Below are 596 nucleotides of genomic sequence, written 5' to 3' on the forward strand. Positions count from 1 at the left end.
TGCAATCACTGTATCCTGGAGAGATTATCACTCTGATCGAAGTGGATGGTAGCAAGTTCGGCGCTCAGGTGTATCGATTCCACGAGAGAATATCCAGTACACTCCAGAGGAATCATGCAGGCCCAGCAAACTGGAACGCTACCGCCGAAAGAAATTACATTCCGTGGGGAGCAATATGGAGCGCGCCGTTCGGCATATCCGGGATCTCGTTGATAGTTCCGGCAAGGCAACAAAAACCACAGTTGACGGTGGCGAACATTGATAGCAGAGTATCTGCAATGATTCGATCATATAACGGATTGATGCAAGCTAAGGTGACAATCTGGATCACTCAAAAGGACTTAATTCAACCTGACGGCTCAATAGCTGACGGCGCTTACCGCAAACTGGTATACTATATCGAACGCCCGAGCTATGTCGATAAGAGCGTCGCCCGATTCGATCTCACGTCTCCGTATGATATGGATGGCATCATGATCCCGTCTCGACTAACGCAAAGCGTTTGCTATTGGGCGCAGCGGGGATGGTATAAAACCGGGAAAAGGCTGCGGATACAACGGGCAAAACGGTTATTTTTGACAAAGACAATAATCCGG

1 protein-coding gene is annotated in these 596 nt (G+C 48.8%); it reads left to right on the forward strand.

The genetic code is table 11. The annotated features are described in order from the left end of the window. A partial coding sequence (locus AC2W7A_RS13225) for a phage minor tail protein L (RefSeq protein ID WP_485991732.1) occupies positions 1-596 on the forward strand: 596 nt, incomplete at both ends.

The sequence above is a fragment of the Micrococcus sp. LASM2_SD2 genome, from assembly GCF_057364565.1.